Genomic DNA, 19,124 nt, shown 5'->3' on the forward strand with positions numbered 1-19,124 from the left:
TGTGTGTGGTGTTGTTGGTTGTCGGTTGAATTGTTCGTGGTGTTGGATGTGGTTGTGCTTGTAGTTGGTGTTATTTATGGATGAGCGTGCGGTCGCCGGGTTCTGCACTATCCTCTTCGTCGTCAGCGGCAGATGGGTATGAGAGACAGGCCGTCCCCAGAGGTGAACCATGAGTTCCAGACGCCGCACGCTCCTCGCCACCGGACTCGCGCTGAGCGCGATCACGGCCGCCCAGACGGCCGCCGTCGCCCCCGCGCACGCCGACGCGTCCACGCTCGTCGTGAACGTCGCCGCGCCGTTCCGTCCCGTCACTCACGTGGCCGCCGGCGGCCTGTACGGGCTGATCGAGGGCGAACGGCCCGCCAACTCGCTGCTCTACCCGCTGCGCCTGCGCAACGTCACCCAGCCGGCGCCCGGCGTGCGGCAGGAGCCGAACGGCCAGCCCCCGGCCGGCGACGCCCTGCTCGTCGCGCCGCAGGCCGAGAAGGTCGGCGCGGCCGTCAGCATCCGGATGCCCGACATCTACCCCGACTTCCCCTACCGGTGGGTGAGCTGGGACGACTGGCTCGGCAAGGTCGACGCCCAGGTGGACGCGCGGCTCGCCAGGACGTCCGTCAGCAACATCGAGGGCTACGAACTCTGGAACGAGCCGGACTGGACGTGGGACACCGCGGCGGCGGGCGACTTCAACGCCGGCTGGGCCCGCACGTTCCGGCGCGTCCGCGCCAAGGACCCGGTCACGCCGATCATCGGCCCAAGCCTGAGCTGGTACAACGCCGGCTACCTGCGGTCGTTCCTGACCTACGCGCGCGACAACGGCGTGCTGCCCGACATCGTCTGCTGGCACGAGCTGGCCCAGGACCCGTCCGCGATCGCCGGTGACGTCGCCGCCTACCGGGAGCTGGAGCGGTCGCTCGGGATCAGTCCCCGCCGCATCGCCGTGAACGAGTACGCGGGCACCGCCGCCGTGGACCAGCCCGGCACGGCCGCGAGCTTCATCGCCAAGCTCGAGCGCGGCGGCGTCGACTCGGCCGACCGCGCGTTCTGGTACGAGTACGGGACGCTCAACGGGCTCGTCACGAACGGCAGGCCGACCGGCACGTACTGGCTCTACAAGTGGTACGGCGACATGGCGGGCAACATGGTCGCCACGACTCCCGCCGGACAGGCCGGGCTGGACGGCTTCGCGTCCTACGACGGCACCCGCAAGATCGTGAACGTGGTGGTGGGGCATGAGTCGGGGGCGAACACCGTCCGCGTCACCGGGCTGAGCGGGCTCGGCACGTCGGTCCGGGTGCGGCTGGAGTCGACGCCGGCCTCCGGGCGGCACACGGCCGTCGCGGCGCCGACCGCCGTCTGGGACAGGACGTACGCCGTGCGCAACGGCGAGATCTCCGTGCCGGTCACCGGCATGGACGCCAACTCCGCCTACCACCTGGTGATCGAGCCCACCGGCGGCGTGCCCGCCTACCAGCAGCGATACGAGGCCGAGAACGCGTCGGTGTACCGCGCGGAACGGCTCTCCTCGGGCAGCGCGTCGAACGGCGGCTACGTCGGCCGGATCGACAACTCGGGCGACCCGCGCAGCGACAGCTACGTCGACTTCATCGTGGACGTCCCGTCCGCCCGGACGTACACGATGACGATCGGCTACGCCAACGGCACGGGCGCGACGGCCACGCAGGGCATCGCCTACAACGGCGGCGCGTGGTCGACGATCAGCTACCCGCCCACCGACGGCTGGGGCCGGTTCGGGGCGACCGTGTCCACGACGGTGAACCTGCCCGCCGGGTACAGCGTGATCCGGCTGGCCAAGGGATCGCCGTACTTCCCGGGCGGCACCGGCTACGCCGAACTGGACTACATCGAGCTGAACTGACCCCCGCGACCCCATTCGCAGAGTCCGCGAACTGCAAGTTTGCAATTGAGCCTTGACAGGGCTCGCGGCATGGTATGTGCTCACTGCACCGCCCTATACCACGACCCGATCAGGGAGGGCCGCTTCGATAGCAGAATGTTAGCGATAACATAAGCAAAGGCCAGGCGGACTCGCAGGTGGCGAGGCACATGGACACCCTTTGTCACCACCTGTGTGAGCGCTAACTTGCGACTCCGCCTCGTCCCCCGCCCTGATGAGAACCAGGAGTAAGAAAGGTAAGGCTCCCATGGCAATTCGGTTACGGATCGCGCAGTGGAAAAGAACGGCGCTGTTCGCGGCGGTGGTCGCCGCGCTCGGCCTCGTGAACCTGGTCGGGACGCCGGGCGGGGCGCTCGCGGCCGGGACGCTTCCGTGCGACATCTACGGCTCCGCCGGCACGCCCTGCGTCGCGGCGCACAGCACGACCCGGGCGCTGTTCGGCTCGTACGGCGGGCGCCTGTACCAGGTGCGGCGCGCGTCGGACGGCGGGACGCGCGACATCGGCGTGCTCGGGGCCGGCGGGTACGCCGACGCCGGTGCGCAGGACTCGTTCTGCGCGGGCACCACCTGCGTCATCACGGTCATCTACGACCAGACGTCCCGGCACAACGACCTGACCCCGGCACCACCGGGCGGCGTCGGCGGCCAGGACGACCCGGTGCCGGCGGACGCGCTGCCCATCACCGCCGGCGGCCACACCGTCTACGGCGCGTCGTTCTCAGGACGCATGGGATACCGCGACAACTCGACGTCGGGCATCGCGACCGGCAGCCAGCCGGAGGGCATGTACATGATCACCTCCGGGACGCATTTCAACAGCGGCTGCTGCTTCGACTACGGCAACGCCGAGACCAACAATCTGGACAACGGCAACGGCCACATGGACGCCATCTACTTCGGCACCCTGTGCTGGTTCTCGCCGTGCCACGGGTCCGGTCCGTGGGTGATGGCCGATCTGGAGAACGGCCTGTTCCAGTCCGACAGCGGCGGCAGCGAGAACTCCGGCTACACCGGCAACCGGAACCCGTTCGTGACCGCGATGCTCAAGAACAACGGCACGAACTACTTCGCTCTCAAGGATGGCAACGGCCAGTCGGGCGGGTTGTCCACCGTCTACTCGGGGCCGCTGCCAACCTCCCGCTCGGGCTATTCACCGATGCACAAGGAGGGCGCGATCATCCTCGGCATCGGCGGCGACAACAGCAACAGCGCGATCGGCAACTTCTTCGAGGGCGTGATGACCTCGGGAGTGCCCAGCGACGCGGCGGAGAACGCCGTGCAGGCCAACATCGTCTCGGTCGGCTACGGCGCGCCGAGCCCGGTCGGCGCGGGCACGCTCAACCCCGGTTCGACCATCTCGCTGCGCGCGACGACGGCCTGCTGCACCACGCGGTACATCCGCCACCAGAACGACAACGCGGTCACGTCGGAGATCTCGTCGGGCAGTTCGTCGCTGGACAAGAACGACGGAACCTGGATCGTCCGCCGGGGCTTGGCGAACAATTCCTGCGTGTCGTTCGAGTCCCGCAACTACCCCGGTGACTTCCTCCGGCACTCCAACTACCAGCTTTACCGGCAGCCGATGGACGGCAGCGCTCTTTTCCGCGCCGACGCCACGTTCTGCCCACAGGCCGGCAAGAGCGGAAGCGGGACATCCTTCGCCTCCTACAACTTCCCGGACCGCTTCATCCGCCATTACAACAACAACGTCTACATCGCCAGTAACGGCGGCTCCCACGACTTCGACGCGTCCGCGAGCTGGGCGGCCGACGTGACGTGGGCCGTCTCCTCCCCCTGGACGCCCTGACCCCACGAACGACGAGAGCCGCCCCAGGCCCGTGGGCGGCTCTCGTCCCGTCCGGCGGAAATGGTGGCAGGCCCGTCAAGGGGACGGTTAACCTGCCGATGCAGGCGCGGCCGACGGCGAGCGGACGGGGTGAGGATCGTGCGGGCGACGCATATCTCGATGATCATTGAGGGCGAGGATCTCCAGGAACTCGATGAGCTGACCCGCAGCCTGGAGGCGGAGCTCAAACTGCTCGATTCCGTGACGTCGGTCGAGCGTCCCGAGGCCGGGGATTCGCCGGAGGGCGCCAAAAGCGGCACGCTGATGGCGATCGGGACGCTCGTCGTCAGCGGCGTCTTCTCCCGGACGGCATTGCGCGCGCTGGTCGATCTGGTCGCGGAATGGCGCAAACGGACCGAGGCACGGAAGGTGGAACTGGTCGAGGGCGACGATTCCCTGGCCGTGGAGGGCCTTTCGGCCAAGGAGCAGCGCGAGCTGATCGACCAGTGGTTGCGGCGCCGCGAGGGGGACGGTTGAGGACCGGGTCCCGAAGCCCGGCATGAGCAGGATCGCCCTGCTGGTCGCGACGACCGAGTACGTCGACCCGGGCCTGCGGCTGCTGCGCTCGCCCGCCCAGGACGCCCGGCGGCTGGCCGCGCTGCTGGAGGACGACTCGGTCGGCTACTTCGACCAGGTCCTCGTCCTGGCCAACGAGCCGAAGGCCGCGATCGAGGAGCACATCGAGGAACTCTTCGCCCGGCGCGAACCGGCCGACACCGTGATGCTCTACATGTCGTGCCACGGGATCCGCGACAAGCACGGGCGGCTGTTCTTCACCACCGTCCGGACGCGGCGGGACCTCCCGGAGTCGACGTCGGTGTCGGCGCGGTTCGTCGAGGAGCAGATGAGCCGGTGCCGCGCCGCCGGGAAGATCCTGCTGCTCGACTGCTGCTACGGCGGCGCGTTCGTGCAGGGCATGGAGCCGTTCGCGGCGCCGGACGACGGGGAGCTCAGCGCGCAGGCGGCGGGCAAGGGCACGTACGTGATGGCGGCCTCGGACGTCCTGGAGTTCGCCTACGAGGGCGAGACCATGACGAACCGGTCGGGCCCGTTCCGCTCGGTCTTCACCGAGGCGATCATCGACGGGCTCGGCACGGGACGTGCGGACGCCGACAACGACGGCGTCATCACCGCCCATGAGCTGTTCGTCCACATCCAGGACCAGGTGCGGCAGTCGGGCGTCCCGCAGACGCCCACCGAGTTCACCTCCGGCGTGCAGGGCAACATCCCGATCGCCAGGGCGGCGCTCTGGCATCGGACGGCCGACGTGCGGGCCGACCCGTTCGGGGAGGAGAGCCTGCCGCTCGGCGAGCTGCTGCCGGCGCTGGTGCCGACGGACGACCGTGGCCTGTGCGCCCCGGGCTGGCCGCGCAACGGCACCTTCGCCGTCCCGCTCGGCCGCATGTACGACCCCGAGCACGGGCTCCGCGAAACGCTCACGCTCGACCTTTCCGGCGGTGCCGCGCATGTCGGGATCGTCGGCGGAATGTGGAGCGGCAAGACCTCGGTGCTGCGCACGCTCGCGTGCTCGCTGGCGCTCACCCACTCCCCCGTGGAGGCGCAGATCTACGCGCTGCACGGCGAGCCGGACGGGCTGGCGCGGCTGGCCGGGCTGCCGCACGTCGGCAAGGTCGCCGACTACTCGGAGCGGGACGGCGTCCGGGAGATCGTCGAGGGCGCGGCGGCCCTGCTGAGCCGGCGGGAGCAGGTGTGCGGCATGCTGCGCATCCGTTCTCCGCGGCAGTTCCGCGCCAGAAGGCTGCGCGGCGAGATTCCGGGCGACAAGGTCGGGGAGGTCTTCCTCCTCATCGACTCGTGGCCGGACTTCGAGGGGCGCTATCCCGAGTTCGCCCGGCTGTGCCTGCGCATCGCACAACTGGGCGCCTACTACGGGATGCACCTCGCCGTCTCGTCCGACCGCTGGGGCGACATCCCGGAAGAGCTGCTTCCCCATCTGAGCAACTGGGTCGAGCTGGCCCTCGCCGATCCGCAGGAGTCGCGTATCGACGCGCAGTTGGCGGGCGCGCTCCCGCCGAGTGGCCCGGGTTTCGGGCTGTCGCGCGGCGGACGCTACGTGCGCATCGCGGTACCGGCGACGTCCGAAGGGGGCCACGGCACATCCGAGGACGACTCGGCGGCGGTCGACGCGCTGGTCGGCAAGATCGCGGCGGCGTGGCACGGGCCGGAGATCCCCGCGATGGACGACCACGCCGGGCCCACCATGCTCTCCCCGGGGCTGCTCGACCTCATCGGCATTCACGATCCGGCAACGTTCGATGCGCCCAGTACCTGGTCGCAGCGCACGCGCGGCCAACTGCTGCGGACCGCCATCGGCGTGGACCTTCTCGGCAGACCGGTCGAACTGGACCTCAAGGAGACGGCGCAGGGCGGTGTCGGCCCCCACGGGCTGCTCATCGGAGCCACCGGGTCGGGGAAGTCCGAACTGCTGCGCACGCTCGTTCTCGGTCTCGCCGTCACCCATTCGTCGGACGTGCTGAATTTCCTCCTCATCGACGGGAAGGGCGCCAGTACGTTCGGGGGCTTCGAGCGTCTTCCGCATGTGTCGGCGGTCATCACCGGCCTGGTGGAGGAACTTCCGCTCATCGACCGGCTGCGCGATGTGCTGTCAGCCGAACTGTCCCGCCGACGGCAACTGGTGCAGTCCCGTGAGCACGGCACGCAGTGGACCTATGAAGAGGCCCGCGCACAGGGCGCCGAACTCGAACCACTGCCCGCGCTGCTCATCGTGATCGACGAGTTCTCCGAGTTGCTGTCATCCCGGCCGGTGCTCGCGGACAGCTTGGAGGACATCTGTCGCAGGGGCCGGTCACTGGGCGTCCATCTGCTGCTGGCCTCGCAGCGTTTCGACGAAGCGACATCCCGCCGGCTGGGGATCTATTTGACATACCGCATCGTCATGCGGACCTTCTCAGCGGAAGAATCGCGGATGATGCTCGGTGTGCCGGACGCCTACACCCTGCCGAACCAGCCGGGGCGTGGCTATTTGAAGTTCGGTACCGACACGATGGTCGGTTTGCAGGCGGCGCAGGTGTCGGGAGGGCGGCGTCCGTGACAGGTTCGTCCACGTCCGGCAGCGGCGAGTCCCCGCTCGATCTCATCCTGGACCGGCTCCAGGGGCAGGGGACGCCCGCCCGTCGAATCTGGCTTCCGCCGCTGAACGAGCCGTCCACGCTGGGTCAGCTGCTGCCTCCGCTCCAGCGGACGCCCGACCGGGGCCTCAACCTAGCCAAAAGGCACCGGTACGCCGGTCTCCACCCCATCGTCGGGATCATTGACCGGCCCAAATTGCAAGCCTTCGATGCACTGTCGTTCAGCCCGACCACCGGGCACCTGGCCATCGTCGGCGGGCCGCGCTCCGGGAAGTCGACCCTGGCCGCAAGCCTCATCGGATCGATCGCGCTCGCGCATACGCCTGCGGAGACCCAATTCTACTGCCTGGACTTCGGCGGGAGCGCGCTCAGCGCTCTTGCCGAACTGCCCCATGTGGGGTCCGTCGCGTCCCGGCTGCAACCGGAACGAGTGCACCGCACGATCGCCGAACTCGTCGCGCTCATCGAGTCGCGACGCCGCAAATTCGCCGACGAGGGAATCACGACTGCGGCGTCCTGGATGGAGCATGTCAGGACGAATGATCTGGCCGCCGACGCGTACGGCGACGTATTCCTCGTGATCGACCACTGGGGGGCACTCCGGGACGTCGACGAGGGACTGGAGGACATGGTCGTCGATCTCGCAGGCGCCGGATTCATGGCCGACCTTCACCTGGTCGTCACGGCCGGGTCCTGGTCGGAGATCCGGCCCGAGATCAGAGAACTGTTCCAGAACCGCCTCGAACTGCGGCTGCCGGACGCTTCTGAATCCCAGCTCGACCCCAAGGCGGCGGCGCTCGTGCCGGAGGGACGTCCGGGACGAGGAATCACGCCCGACGGATCGCAGTTCCTCTCCGCACTGCCCCGAATCGACGGCACCACCTCTGCGGACGATCTGGCACAGGGCATCCGATCCATGGTCCAAGCAGTGAAGGAGGCGTGGCACGGACCGCCCGCACCGCCGGTTCGGATGCTTCCCGAACTACTCCCGTTCGACACCCTCCCCACCGAGCCGGAACGCGGTATCCCCATCGGTATAGAGGAGGAGGCACTCTCGCCGGTCGTCCTGGACTTCGCCGGAGATCCGCATTTCGTGGTCTTCGGCGACAGCGAATGCGGAAAGTCCAACCTGCTGCAGGTACTGATTCATGGAATCAAGACCCGGCACACGCCGCAGGAAGCCCGCATCATCCTCGTGGACTACCGCCGCTCGCTGCTGGACTCGGCCGATCCCGAGCACATCCTCGGCTATGCGGCCTCCCCGGCGGCGGCGACCGGGCTGATCAAGGACATATACGGGGCGATGGAGAAGCGCCTCCCCTCGTCACCCGAGCTGACTCCGGAGCAGCTCCGCGACCGGTCGTGGTGGTCAGGTCCAGACCTCTATCTCATCGTGGACGATTACGACCTCGTCGCCACACCGTCGGGGAACGCGCTGGCACCTCTCGTCGAACTGCTGCCACAGGCCCGCGACATCGGCTTTCACCTGATCCTGGCCCGCTCGATGGCGGGAGCGGGGCGGGCGATCCTCGATCCCATGATCATGAGGCTCCAGGAGATGGCGTCCCCCGCGCTGGTCATGTCCGGGCCGAAAGAGGAGGGAAGGCTTTTCGGTCTCGAACCGCGGCGGCTCCCACGGGGCCGTGGACAGCTCGTCCATCGGAGCGTGGGACGAAGACTCGTCCAGACGGCGCTGTTCCAGCCACCTCCACGGCCAGGAGATGCCCAGGTCACCTCGTCGCAGGCATGACCGCGGCCGGGTACTCCTCGGCCTGGCCCGGGTACTCTGGCATTTCTTCAGAGTGGCCTCTCCACTCGGGGGTGAGCGGGCGCCGGTGCCTCGGGGCTCGGGCTGGTGAACGGAGTGCGGGCGCCGGGGACGCCGGTCTCGGTGCGGCCGCCGGCCTCGTAGCGGAAGGCGAACGGGATGCCGGCGGCGGCCAGCGGGCGGGGCCGGTCCATGAGGTGGAAGTGCAGGTGCGGCTCGGAGGTGTTGCCGGAGTTGCCGACCTCGCCGAGCACGTCGCCCGCCCGGACGCGGTCGCCCTTCGCCACGCGGACGGAGCCGCGGCGCAGGTGCGCGAAGACCGCGTACACGCCGTCGCCCAGGTCAAGGGTGACGGAGTTGCCGACGACGAACCGTCCACCCGACAGGGTCAGCAGCGAGAGGAACTGCCGGAAGACCATGCCCTCGACCAGCAGGTAGAGGAAGCCCGGCAAGGAGTTGCGGCTCCAGTGGTCGCGCTGCCATCCGCTGGCCTGGACGACGACGCCGTCTGCGGGCGCCAGGACGTCCTGCCCGAAGGCAGGGAACGTCGCGGGACGTGCCGCGAGCGGCCACCGGCGGAGCGGGTTCCACGCCGGCGTCCCATCGGGAACGTGGACGAGGTCGATCGCATACGTCTGCCCCAGCTCGTGCGTCCCGTGGCTGGGGACCTTGTCGGCAGGGCTGTTGACCGGCACCCAGCGTCCCCGGACCGGGCTGCGCACCACGACCGGCCGCCGGTCCGCACCGCCGCTGGACACGAAGAACAGCACGATCCCGCCGACGATCAGTACGACTCCCACCCAGAAGAGCGCGCCGACGCCGTGCAGTTGTTCGGTGAGGCACAGCAGTATCCCGAGCAGGAGGAGCACCGTCCTGAAGCGGGCGATCGTCCTGAGCATGTTCCCTCCGATCGGTGTGTCAGCGGCGGGCCGCCGCGAGCACGGTGAGTACTGGCACCACCCGTTCGCCCGGGACGCTGTACTGCCCGCGCGCGGTGGTGCGCAACCAGCCGGCCGCGACCAGCTGGCGCAGGTGGTGGTAGAGCTGGCCGGTCGTGCCGAGGCGCTCGTGTGCGGCCAGCTCGGCGGTGGTGCGGGCGCCCTGGAGGATCTCGCGGAGCAGCAGCAGCCGGACGGGATGCGCGAGCGCGCTCAGCGTCTCGGCGGCCTGCGACCAGTCGTCCGCCAGCAGGTCGTCCACCAGATGGCCCTGCTGCCACTCGTAGTGCTCGCCGGCCGGCAGCGTCACCGAGCCGGTGAACAGCACCGCGCCGGGGTCGGCGGCGCGGTCCTTCAGGCCGTGCAGGGCCCAGAAGGTGTCGTCCGCGTCCGGCTCGGCGACCACGGGTCGCGGCCCTTCGAGCCGGTCCAGCCGCTCCTCCAGGCGCGCGACGCGATCCGCCAGGTTCTCCTCAGCCACGACTCCAATACTACGTAATTACGTAAATCCTTCAAGTCAGCTGGTGGGAGCGGTGAAGTTCTGGGACGGCAGGGCCCGCCCCGCGAAGTCGAAGAGCGTGAGGTTGTCGTTGGGCGTGCCCTCGCCAGGCGCCCACCCGACCCCGGGAATCCACTCGGGCTGCCAGTAGAAGACGCCCGCACCGCGCCCGTCCGGGACGGCGGCGACGATGGACAGCAGGTCGGAGAGGAAGGCGCGCTGCCCGTCCGGATCGGCGGGGTAACCGGGGACGAGCTGCGACTCCTGCCACAGGAAGTTGCCGAGATCGTCGCCGTTGTCGAGCGTCCAGCCGTACTGGGTCTCGACGACCGCGACGTCCCGCCGGTAGCGGGCCGCGAGGTCGTTCATGTTGGCGCGCAGGTCGGACAGGGTGCCGTGCCAGAACGGGTAGTAGGAGAGCCCGATGACGTCGAACGGGACGCGCTGGGCGACGATGTGGTCGTAGAACGTCCGGCTCCAGGCGTTGTCGCCGCCCTGGTCGAAGTGGACGACGAGCCGCGGGGTCGGGCCTGCGGCGTCGCGCGCTCCGGCGGCGGCCGCGCGCAACAGGGTGCCGAGGGCGTCCCAGCCGGTGCCCGCTGACCAGTCGATCTGCCCGGTCGGCCAGAGCATTCCGTTGCGGATCTCGTTGCCGAGTTGGAGCATGTCCGCTGGCGTCCCCTGGGCGCGCAGCCGGTTCAGGACGTCGCGGGTGTAGGTGCGGACGGTGTTGGCGAGGGTCGGAAGGTCCTGGTCGGCCCACGCTTCGGGGACGGGCTGCTTCTGCGGGTCCGCCCAGAAGTCGCTGTAGTGCGGGTCGAGGAGCAGTTTCATCCCGGCCGCCTTGGCGCGGCGCGCCATGGTGAGGACGGATTCCAGGTCGCTGTACCCGGCGGGCGGGTTCACCCAGAGCCGGAGGCGCACGTAGTTCGCGCCGTGGGCCGCGAGGATCCGCTCCGGCGGCGCCGCCCGGCCGTGGTCGGTGTAACGGGCACCGGCCGTCTTCTCCTGGACGGCGAACGACAGGTCATGGCCGATGATCATGCGCGGGCCATGTCCCATGGTGCGCAATTCGCCGACGCAGGGCGTGCCGCCGTCCTCGCCGGTCACCGAGAGCCGCACCCATCGGGCATGGGTGCGCGCGGGCAGCCAGGACGTCGCTCCCGCCCCGACCTCCGCCCGCCGCACGACCCGGAAACGGCCGGGAGCGGTCGCCGTGGCGATCACGACCTTCGCCGAGACGGCGCCGAGCAGGGTGACGCCGAAGCCGGTCAGCCGGCGGGGACGTGTGAGGTCGACGGTGAGCGTCCCCGACGGAGTCGCCGGGCACCAGGTCGTGGAGGCGTTCCCGTCGACGGCGGCCGGGGCAGTTTGCCCGTCGGCGGTGGCCGTTCCGGAAAGGGCAAGGTTCACTTCGGGCACGCGCGGCGCATCGGCATGGCCGGCCGTCGCCAGGACGGCGATGCCGAAGGCCGCGAGCACCGCGCCGGTCATTGCGCGACGTATCACGCCCTCACAATGAACGCTTGATCAAATCTGTCAATGGGCTGCCGGGACGTGGCGGTATTTCGCCAGGTAGTCGCCGTAGTCCCAGTGGTCGAGGAAGCGGGCGGCGGCCTCTCGTCCGGCGGTGTAGAGGCGATCGCGGGTCTGCGCGTCCAGGTCGAAGTCGGTCGCGAGGACGCCGCCGGCGCGGGCGAACATCGTGCGGGCCACGATGGACGGCTCGTCCATCTGCACCCGGTCGTGCGCCTCCGCCATCGTGGAGACGAGCGCCCGCCCGTAGTCGATGGGGCCGCGGACGCCGCGCCATTGGCGGAAAAGGCCGGGCTGGGGACGCGCGGACAGTTTCACGCCGAACGTCGGCCAGCGGGGCTCGCGGTCTTCGCGGTCGAAGATGGTGATCGGGTAGTTGGACAGCATTCCGCCGTCCACCTGCACGCATTTGCGGCCGTCGTCGCGGCAGATGCGGCACGGGCGGAAGAACACGGGAATGGACGCGGAGGCGCGCACGGCGTCCGCGACCGACTGCTCGTCGGCGTCGAGGCCGTAGCGCTCGTACTCCCACGGCAGGCACACCATGCGCCCGCTGCTGACGTCCGAGACGACGACCACGAGTTTGTAGGCGTGCTCGGGCGGCAGCGCGGAGCCGGGGTCGTGCAGCTTGAGCTGGCCGAACGTCTCGACGCCGCAGTCCTTGAGCCGCGCGGCGATCCAGCGGTGCAGCGTGTCGCCCTTGTGCATGCCGAGGGTGGCGAGGAGGGAGATGCCGCGGACGACGGCGAACCGGGACCCGTCCTGGAACGAGCGGTAATCGACTTCGCGCATGACGCGGACCATGTCCGGGACGGGCATTCCGGCGGCCAGCATCGATCCGACGATCGCGCCGGCGGACGTTCCCGCGATGCGCGCGGGAGCGCCGAATCGGTATCCGCGCTCCTCCATTTCGGCGATCGCGCCGACAAGCGCGATGCCCTTTACTCCGCCGCCTTCCAGGACGAGGTCCGCGCAGGCGTTCATGGTCTTATCCTTCCGCCGCCGAAGGCGCGGTGCTATTCGGCAGAGGAACGAGAAGACCCCCGGATAGATGTTCCGCTTGCCTACTCGGTAGATGCCCACCCGGGCATTCTTTTATTGCGGATCAGCCGCCGGAAAAAGGATTTCCGTACGTCTCGGCGAAGACGATCTCATCGATCGGGCGGCGGTTCAGCCGGGCGGGGAAGCCGCGGGCGGGGTAGCCGACCGCGATGTGGGCGGCGGTGATGACGCCGTCCGGGATGCCGAGCAGCTCCTTGACCTGCGGTTCGGCGTGGACGAGCAGGGTGGTCAGCGCGGTTGCGACCCCCTGGTCGCGCAGCGCGAGGCAGAAGTTCTGCGCGGTCGGGTAGATGGAGCCGCCGCCGACGACGCTGAAGCGGCCGAGGTCCAGGTCGGTGGGGTGCAGGCCGTCCAGCTCGGCGCACAGGACGGCGATGGCCGGCACCTCGTGCAGGTGCTCGGCGAAATGGTCGGCGTCGGTGACGGCCTTCGGTAGCGCACCGACGCCGATCTCGCCGGCCCCGATGCCGGCCAGGTACGCCTTCCACGGCCCGAGGTACCACTCGGCGAGCCGCCGCTTGCGGTCGCCGTCGCGGACGACGACCCAGCGGACGGGCTGCCGGTTGCCGCCCTGCGGGGCGAACCGGGCGGCCTCGAACGCCCGGGTGAGCACCTCGTCCGGCACCGGGTCGTCGCGGAAGTAGCGGCACGTACCCGTTGTCCTCATGGCCGCAATGACGTCCATATGACCCTCCAAGGGTGGATGGTCATAGTTTGCGGCCGACTGCGCCGTACATCCAGATCAGTGGGAGGTCGGGGGTGACCGGGCCGTCCGGGCGCCACAGCGGGGTCTGCACGATGCCGGGCTCCAGCAGCTCGAAGCCGGCGAAGGCGCGCTCGATCTCGGCCTTGCGGCGCGCCACCGCGGGGGCCTTGGCGCGGTGGTAGGTGCTGGCGACCTGGCCGACCTGCCCGGCGCGGAAGTCCTGCGTCGGATGGGAGACGACCAGGTGCCCGCCGCGCGGCATGGCGTCCCGCAGCGGGGCGACGACGTCCTGCGGCTCCCGGTCGGGGACGAACTGGAGCACCGACACCAGCAGCACCGCGAGCGGCCGCGCGAAGTCGATCAGCGACCGGACCTGGTCGTCGGCGAGGAGGCGCTCGGGGTCGCGGACGTCGGCCTGCACCACCGCCATCCGGCCGAGCGGGTGGGTGCTGAGCAGGGCCCGCGCGTGCACCAGGACGGTCGGGTCGTTGTCCACATAGACGACGCGGCATTCGGGCGCGATCTCCTGCGCGACCTGGTGGACGTTCTCCCGGGTGGGCAGCCCGGCGCCGATGTCGATGAACTGCCGGACGCCGGAGTCCGCCAGGTGGCGGACGGCGCGGCGCAGGAACGCGCGGTTCTCCCGGGCGATGGCCCGCAGTTCGGGCGCCGCACCGAGCGCCGCCTCGGCGGCGACCCGGTCGGCCTGGTAATTGTCCCTGCCGCCCAGGTAGTAGTCGTACATCCGGGCCGGGTGCGCGGCGTCCGCCCGCGGGCCGTCGGTCGCCTTTTCGTCGCCCGTCACCAGTTCGGCCTCTCTTCCGCGCGCGCACCGACCCCCACCGCGAAGAATTCGCGGCCGATCGAATGATCGTAATTCCGCGTCCCGGGGCGCGCAGCGCAAATGGCCCACAGCGGCCGGGGGGACGGCCAGCCGTGCCGGCGCGGCGGCTCGAAAGGTTTCGAAGGAACGATCACGGTGGTGGATCGTGCCACGACGGGCTGACCACTGAAAGTCCATGCAAGTAGTTGACGGTAGGGGCGCTTGGGGTTATTTTCCTGTCTACTCTCGAAAAGCTATCGAAAAGTTTCGAGGCCGCTCCCCCCACTGAGGAGACCGTCGATGGGCAGATCCCCGCGGACGTGGAAAGTCCTCCTGACCCTGGTCCCTACCGTTGTCGCCTTCACCGCCGTGCCCGCCGCCGCGCTGGCGGCGGCCGGGCCGGCGGGCCATGGAAAGCCCCGCCACGCCGATCCGGCGTCCTACATCTCGCTCCGCGACGGGCACGGGCACTTCCCGCTCGTCGAGCACGGCAAGGCCGCGCCGCTGGTGGTCAGCGGCGCCGACTTCCCCGGCGTCGTGCGCGCCGTCGGCGACCTGCAGTCCGACGTCGAGCGCGTGACCGGAGTGAAGCCGCAGGTCACGCAGGACGAGACGCCGTCCGGGCGGGACGTCGTCATCGTCGGCACGATCGGCAAGAGCCCGCTCATCAACCGTCTCGTCTCGTCCGGGAAGCTCGATGTCGAGGGCATCGCGGGCAAGTGGGAGACGACGCTCGAACAGGTGGTGGAGCACCCGATGCCGGGCGTCCGCCGCGCTTTCGTGATCGCCGGCAGCGACCAGCGCGGGACGATCTACGGCGCGTACGACGTCTCGAAGAACATCGGCGTCTCGCCCTGGTACTTCTGGGACGACGTCCCGTCCAAGCACCGGCGCGCGCTCTACGTGAAGCCGGGCCGGCACCCCCAGGGCACGCCCGCGGTGAAATACCGCGGCTTCTTCATCAACGACGAGAATCCGGCGCTGAACCGGTGGGCGCCGAAGTTCTTCGGGAACGGGAAGGCACCCGGTTACCCGAACGGCTTCAACCACGAGTTCTACGCCAAAATCTTCGAGACGATGCTCCGGCTGAAGGCCAACTACCTGTGGCCGGCGGTGTGGGGACGCGCGTTCGCCGAGGACGACCCGCTCAACCATGCAACCGCGAAGAAGTACGGCGTGGTCATGGGGACGTCCCATGAGGCGCCGATGATGCGCGGCATCGAGGAATGGAACCGGCACGCCGTCCCGGCGCAGCGGGACGCGGACGGCAACATCGTCAAGCCCGGCCACGACCCGTACGGCGGAACGGGCGAATGGAGTTACCGCCGGAACGGCGACGCCATCGAGAAGTACTGGAAAGACGGCGTCCAGCGCATGGTCGACGAAGACTTCGAAGGCGTCGTGACCATCGGAATGCGCGGGAACGGCGACGTCAGCCTGCCCGACGGCGACGGCATCGAACTGATGCAGAACATCATCGCCAAGGAGCGCGAGATCCTCGGCGACGTCACCGGCAAGGACCCGTCCGCCACCCCGCAGGTCTGGACGCTCTACAAGGAGGTCCAGCGGTACTGGGACCGCGGGCTGCGCGTGCCCGACGACGTCACGGTCGTCTTCACCGACGACAACTGGGGCAACATGCGCAAGATGCCCGACCGGAGCCTGCCGGAGCGGGCCGGCGGGTACGGGCTCTACTACCACTTCGACTACGTGGGCGGCGGCCGCAACTACAAGTGGGTCGACACCGCGCAGCTCGGCAACACGTGGGAGCAGCTGCACCAGTCGTACCAGTACGGCATCCGCAACCTGTGGGTCGCGAACGTCGGCGACATGAAGAGCAACGAGCTGCCGCTCCAGTTCTTCCTCGACTACGCGTGGAACCCCGACAAGTGGCCGCTGCAGAACCTGAAGGAATGGGAGCGGCAGTACGCCACGCAGAACTTCGGCCCCGAGCACGCGGACGAGATCGCCGACGTCCTCGACGAGTACGGGAACCTGCAGGCGCTGCGCAAGCCGGAACTACTCAACCGCCGCATCACCGTCGACCCGGACAAGGACCTGTCCACCGACTCCAGCGCGGTCGTCTACGACGACAAGCAGACGCCGTTCTACCTGAACCAGTACGGAGAAATGGCGAACGCAACGGCCCGCTGGAAGCGGCTGGCGGCGCAGGCCGAACGGATACGCAAACGGCTACCGAAGGCGTACCAAGACGCCTACTACCAACTCGTCTACTACCAGGTGAACGCGACCGCGAACCTGTACGAACTGCGGGACGCCGAATTCACCAACATCCTGTACGCGAAGCAGGGGCGGGCGGCCACCAACGACTACGCCGACCTCGCCGAAGCCCGTTTCGACGACGACCAGGCGATGTCGAACTACTACAACACCGGCCTCGCCGGCGGGAAATGGGACGGCTTCCAGAGCCAGCCGCACATCGGCTACGGCGACGTCGAACGGTACGGCCCGAACGCGCCCTGGCAGCAGCCCGAACGCGACAACGTCGCCCTGCCGGACGAGATCTTCCCGAAGCTCCAGCGGATCGACGTCCCCGACGGCGCCGACATGGGCGTGGCGATCGACGGCTCCGAGGAGTGGTGGCCGAACGCGAAGTCCGAGGCCGTCCTGCCGGAGTTCAGCCCCTACCAGAGCGGTCCCGCGCAGTACATCGAGGTGTTCAACCGCGGGTCCGACCCGTTCCAGTACAAGATCTCGCCCGCCGAGCCCTGGGTGCGCGTCACCCATGACCGAGGACAGGTCGACAAGCAGATCCGCGCCGCGGTGTGGATCGACTGGTCGCGCGCACCCAAGGGAACCAGCCGCGTGCCCATCGACATCTCCGGACCGGACGGACGCACCGTGACCGTCCAGGCCGTCGTCAAGAAGCCGGCGTCGTACAAGACGCACGGTTTCGTCGAGGCGGGCGGCTACGTATCCATGAACGCCGACCATTACAGCCGCGCGACCGACACGGGAGCGGCGCAATGGCAGCGCGTCCCCGGAATCGGCCGCACCGACGCCGGAATGGAGCCGTTCCCCGTCACCGCGTCCAGCCAGGAACCCGGCAAGGGACCGCGCCTCGAATACGACATGACGCTGACCACCACGGGACCGGTGAAGGTCTGGGCCTACCTGTCGCCGCGGAACAGCGTCCTTTCTACCGAGGGGCTGAAATACGCAGTCTCGATCGATGACGAACAGCCGCAGGTCGTGAACATCACGACGCAGACCGGCGCCAATGACACCACCATGAACAGGCAGTGGGAGCGAAACACGTCCGACAACGTGAACCGCACCGTCACAACCCACACCATCACCGAATCGGGGACGCACACCCTGAAGTTCTGGATGGTCGACCCCACGGTCGTCTTGCAGAAGATCGTGATCGACACCGGAGGACTCAGGACCTCTTATCTCGGGCCCCCGGAATCCCGGCGGGCCGGGTTTCGCTCAACCCCCACTCTCCTAGGAGGAACGAAACCATGAGAAGAGCACTCACCGCAGTGCTGGGAGCAGTGTCGCTGCTCCTCGCGATGCTAGTGGCCGTCGCGCTCCCCGCGTCGGCGGCCCCCAGCACGCTCGGCGAGGCGGCGGCCGCCAAGGGCCGCGTCTTCGGTACCGCCGCCGCCCAGGGCCACATGGGCGAGTCGGCGTACGCGACCACGCTCGACCGCGAGTTCAACCAGCTCACGCCCGAGAACGAGATGAAGTGGGACACTACCGAGCCGTCCCGCGACTCGTTCAACTTCAGCGCGGCCGACCAGCTCGTCAGCCACGCACAGGCGCAGGGCATGGCGATCCGCGGGCACACGCTGGTGTGGCACAGCCAGCTGCCGGGCTGGGTCAGCAACATCTCCTCGCGGGACGACCTGCTCAGCGTCATGCGGAACCACATCGCGAAGGAAGCCGGCCACTTCGCCGGCAAGGTCGACTACTGGGACGTCGTGAACGAGGCGTACCAGGATGGCTCCGGCGCCCGCCGCGACTCCGTCTTCCAGCGGGTCATCGGCGACAGCTACATCGAGGAGGCGTTCCGGGCGGCCCGCCAGGCCGACCCCAACGCCAAGCTCTGCTACAACGACTACAACATCGACGGCCAGAACGCGAAGAGCAATGCCGTCTACAACATGGTGCAGGACTTCAAGGCGCGCGGCGTCCCGATCGACTGCGTCGGGCTCCAGGCGCACCTGACCCTGGGCAACGTCCCGTCCGACATGCAGGCCAACATGCAGCGGTTCGCGGCCCTGGGCGTGGACGTCCACATCACCGAGCTCGACATCCGCATGAACACCCCGGCGGACAGCTCCAAGCTCGCCACCCAGGCGAACGACTACAAGAAGGTCGTCTCCGCCTGCCTCGCCGTGTCGCGCTGCAACGTCATCACCGTGTGGGGCATCACCGACAAGTACTCGTGGGTCCCCGACACGTTCCCCGGTGAGGGCGCCGCGCTCCTCTTCGACGACAACTACAACAAGAAGCCCGCGTACGACGCGGTCCTCACGGCCCTCGGCGGCAGCTCCGACGACGGCGGCGGCGATGACGGAGGCGGCGACAACGGCGGCGGCGACGGCACCGTCACCTGCGCCTACACCCGCACCGCCCAGTGGAACAACGGCTTCAACGGCCAGGTCACCATCACCGCCGGCAGCGCCTCCGTCAGCTCCTGGACGGTCGTCATGACGATGAACTCCGGCCAGTCGATCGCCGCCCTCTGGAACGGCACCCCGAGCACCAGCGGCAACGTCGTCACCGTCAAGCCGGTCGGCTGGAACTCCACGCTGGCAGCCGGGAAGTCCGCCTCCTTCGGCTTCACCGCCAGCGCCCCGAGCGGCAACGTCTCCAACCCGTCCATCACCTGCAGCGCACCCTGACAATCACACCCTGCAAGGACCGGCACGGCGACAGCTCCCAGGTC

The 19,124-nt window shown here is 69.0% G+C and carries 13 protein-coding genes; 7 read left to right on the forward strand and 6 right to left on the reverse strand.

The features are described 5' to 3' along the window. Positions 1-169: 169 nt before the first annotated feature. From HUX53_RS38250 to eccCb, 5 genes are all read left to right on the forward strand, one after another. Complete coding sequence (locus HUX53_RS38250) at positions 170-1,879, forward strand: hypothetical protein (protein ID WP_176408151.1); 1,710 nt, start codon at positions 170-172, stop codon at positions 1,877-1,879. A gap of 286 nt (positions 1,880-2,165) precedes the next feature. Then, positions 2,166-3,725 (forward strand): alpha-L-arabinofuranosidase B, encoded by a 1,560-nt coding sequence (locus tag HUX53_RS38255; protein ID WP_176408152.1) that lies wholly within the window; start codon positions 2,166-2,168, stop codon positions 3,723-3,725. A gap of 129 nt (positions 3,726-3,854) precedes the next feature. Beyond that, positions 3,855-4,241 (forward strand): hypothetical protein, encoded by a 387-nt coding sequence (locus tag HUX53_RS38260; RefSeq protein ID WP_176408153.1) that lies wholly within the window; start codon positions 3,855-3,857, stop codon positions 4,239-4,241. A 22-nt stretch (positions 4,242-4,263) separates the two neighbouring features. After that, positions 4,264-6,837, forward strand: a complete 2,574-nt coding sequence (locus HUX53_RS38265; RefSeq protein WP_176408154.1) for an FtsK/SpoIIIE domain-containing protein — start codon at positions 4,264-4,266, stop codon at positions 6,835-6,837. Then, positions 6,834-8,624 (forward strand): type VII secretion protein EccCb, encoded by a 1,791-nt coding sequence (gene eccCb, locus HUX53_RS38270; protein WP_176408155.1) that lies wholly within the window; start codon positions 6,834-6,836, stop codon positions 8,622-8,624. Before HUX53_RS38265 ends, eccCb begins: the two co-directional genes overlap by 4 nt. A 47-nt stretch (positions 8,625-8,671) precedes the next feature. Here eccCb and HUX53_RS38275 read toward each other — a convergent pair whose 3' ends face one another. From HUX53_RS38275 to HUX53_RS38300, 6 genes are all read right to left on the reverse strand, one after another. After that, positions 8,672-9,541 (reverse strand): M23 family metallopeptidase, encoded by an 870-nt coding sequence (locus HUX53_RS38275; protein ID WP_176408156.1) that lies wholly within the window; start codon positions 9,539-9,541, stop codon positions 8,672-8,674. Positions 9,542-9,560: 19 nt separating this feature from the next. Further along, positions 9,561-10,061 (reverse strand): helix-turn-helix transcriptional regulator, encoded by a 501-nt coding sequence (locus HUX53_RS38280; RefSeq protein WP_176408157.1) that lies wholly within the window; start codon positions 10,059-10,061, stop codon positions 9,561-9,563. A gap of 36 nt (positions 10,062-10,097) precedes the next feature. Further along, on the reverse strand, positions 10,098-11,588 hold the full coding sequence (locus HUX53_RS38285) for a glycosyl hydrolase 53 family protein (protein ID WP_176408158.1): 1,491 nt from the start codon (positions 11,586-11,588) through the stop codon (positions 10,098-10,100). 30 nt (positions 11,589-11,618) lie between these two features. Beyond that, positions 11,619-12,599 carry a patatin-like phospholipase family protein gene (locus HUX53_RS38290; protein WP_176408159.1) on the reverse strand — a complete coding sequence of 327 codons (981 nt, stop codon included), beginning with the start codon at positions 12,597-12,599 and terminating at the stop codon, positions 11,619-11,621. A gap of 121 nt (positions 12,600-12,720) precedes the next feature. Beyond that, a complete protein-coding gene (locus HUX53_RS38295; RefSeq protein ID WP_176408160.1) occupies positions 12,721-13,362 on the reverse strand; it encodes a nitroreductase family protein in 642 nt (213 codons plus the stop codon). A gap of 22 nt (positions 13,363-13,384) precedes the next feature. Further along, a complete protein-coding gene (locus tag HUX53_RS38300; protein ID WP_309237631.1) occupies positions 13,385-14,188 on the reverse strand; it encodes an SAM-dependent methyltransferase in 804 nt (267 codons plus the stop codon). A 318-nt stretch (positions 14,189-14,506) separates the two neighbouring features. On the opposite strand from HUX53_RS38300, the gene HUX53_RS38305 reads away from it, so the two are divergent. Next, positions 14,507-17,695: a glycosyl hydrolase 115 family protein gene (locus tag HUX53_RS38305; RefSeq protein WP_176408162.1), complete on the forward strand. Its 3,189-nt coding sequence runs from the start codon at positions 14,507-14,509 to the stop codon at positions 17,693-17,695. After that, positions 17,692-19,080, forward strand: coding sequence for an endo-1,4-beta-xylanase (locus HUX53_RS38310; protein ID WP_176408163.1), 1,389 nt, complete (start codon positions 17,692-17,694; stop codon positions 19,078-19,080). Before HUX53_RS38305 ends, HUX53_RS38310 begins: the two co-directional genes overlap by 4 nt. Positions 19,081-19,124 lie beyond the last annotated feature (44 nt).

This window comes from Actinomadura sp. BRA 177 (assembly GCF_013372625.1).
Classification (GTDB): Bacteria; Actinomycetota; Actinomycetes; order Streptosporangiales; family Streptosporangiaceae; genus Spirillospora.